This is a genomic window from Aeromonas sp. R4-2, from assembly GCF_040908295.1.
In the GTDB taxonomy this organism is placed as follows: Bacteria; Pseudomonadota; Gammaproteobacteria; order Enterobacterales; family Aeromonadaceae; genus Aeromonas; species Aeromonas veronii.
Map to the genome: position 1 here is coordinate 1 of NZ_JBFODL010000018.1, position 2,060 is coordinate 2,060.

Sequence of the window (2,060 nt, forward strand, 5' to 3'; positions counted from 1 at the left end):
AGATTGCTTGATTCAAATTGTTAAAGAGCGACGCAACAGTGTGTTGCTGCGGGAGTGGAATTCTACTCAACCGCCTTCTCGAGTCAAGCCTTATTCTCAAGGGCTTTTCGAGGTTATCGACTTGGCTTTCTGCGTTGCCGCTTGCCCTGTCGATGGAGGCGCATTATAGGGAACAGATTCTTTCTGGCAAGCAGATAATTGCAAAAAGATGGCTTTCGCTGTTTGTTCGCTCACAAAGCCACCAATTGGCATATTAAACCGGCGAAATCAGCTCACTGCAGGCACCGCAACAGCAAAATCGTGCAGATTGTCATAGAGAGCATCGGCCAGCGCACTACCCGTTTCGGTCACCGGCTTACCGGTTCTGACCATGATCTTGTGACCAACACCAGCATTGACGGCAGCTTTTAGATCGGAAGGCTTGTCACCCACCATATAGGAACGACTCATGTCGATCCCCAGTTCCTGTTGCGCCAACAGCAGCATGCCTGGTTCCGGTTTGCGGCAATCACAGGGGGCGCCGTGATCCGGATGATGGGGGCAGAAGTAGATGCCATCGAGATCCACATCCCGATCAGCCAGTGACCAATCCATCCATTCAGTCAGATTCATGAAGTCATCTTCACTGAAGTAGCCGCGGGCAATTCCGGACTGGTTGGTGACGACGACCAGCAGATAGCCTTTCTTTTTGAGGAGCTGCAGGGCGTCTATGACTCCGGGCAGAAAATGGAAATCATCGACCTGACTGACATAGCCAGTGTCTTCATTGATGACACCGTCACGATCCAGAAAAATGGCGGGGTTGCTCACGGAAACTACCTCTATCAATGGTTTTACCCAGTATCTCACAGGCCATAAATAGCCCCAAAAATAAAAGGGGTGGCCGAAGCCACCCCTTTTCATCTTTGTATATAACGAATCGATTAGGCGATTACGCTAGCTACAACACCAGCACCTACGGTACGGCCACCTTCACGGATAGCGAAACGCAGGCCGTCGTCCATCGCGATCGGAGCAATCAGGGTAACAACCATCTTGATGTTGTCGCCCGGCATTACCATCTCTACGCCTTCCGGCAGTTCGATGGTACCGGTCACGTCGGTAGTACGGAAGTAGAACTGCGGACGGTAGCCTTTGAAGAACGGGGTATGACGACCACCTTCTTCTTTGGACAGCACGTACACTTCAGATTCGAACTTGGTGTGCGGCTTGATAGAACCCGGCTTGGCCAGTACCTGACCACGCTCTACGTCTTCACGCTTAACACCACGCAGCAGCGCGCCGATGTTCTCGCCTGCACGACCTTCGTCCAGCAGTTTGCGGAACATTTCAACACCGGTACAGGTGGTAGAAACGGTATCTTTGATACCAACGATTTCTACGGTCTCACCTACTTTAACGATACCGCGCTCTACACGACCGGTTACTACGGTACCACGGCCAGCGATAGAGAATACGTCTTCGATAGGCATCAGGAACGGCTGGTCAATCGCGCGCTCCGGCTCCGGGATGTAGGTATCCAGGTGGCCAGCCAGCTCGATGATCTTCTCTTCCCACTGAGCGTCGCCTTCCAGCGCTTTCAGTGCGGAACCGCGAACTACCGGCAGGTCATCACCCGGGAAGTCGTACTCGGTCAGCAGTTCACGAACTTCCATCTCAACCAGTTCGAGCAGCTCTTCGTCATCAACCATGTCACACTTGTTCATGAACACGATCATGTACGGGATACCAACCTGACGACCCAGCAGGATGTGCTCACGAGTCTGCGGCATCGGGCCGTCAGTCGCTGCTACTACCAGGATCGCGCCGTCCATCTGGGCAGCACCGGTGATCATGTTTTTAACGTAGTCGGCGTGACCCGGGCAATCTACGTGGGCGTAGTGACGGGTAGCGGTGTCGTATTCTACGTGGGAGGTGTTGATGGTGATACCACGCTCACGCTCTTCCGGTGCCTTGTCGATCTGGTCGAAGGCGAAAGCTTTACCACCGAAGTGCTTGGCCAGCACGTTGGTGATAGCTGCAGTCAGGGTGGTTTTACCGTGGTCAACGTGGCCGATGGT

2 protein-coding genes are annotated in these 2,060 nt (G+C 53.4%); both read right to left on the reverse strand.

Going from position 1 to position 2,060, the window contains the following annotated elements; genetic code table 11:
• Nucleotides 1–267: 267 nt before the first annotated feature.
• On the reverse strand, nucleotides 268–810 hold the full coding sequence (gmhB, locus tag AB5Y99_RS16405) for a D-glycero-beta-D-manno-heptose 1,7-bisphosphate 7-phosphatase (protein ID WP_005356377.1): 543 nt from the start codon (nucleotides 808–810) through the stop codon (nucleotides 268–270).
• Between the two features lie 113 nt (nucleotides 811–923).
• Nucleotides 924–2,060 (reverse strand): elongation factor Tu (gene tuf, locus AB5Y99_RS16410; RefSeq protein WP_115523187.1); only part of this gene is annotated, 1,137 nt, incomplete at its 5' end.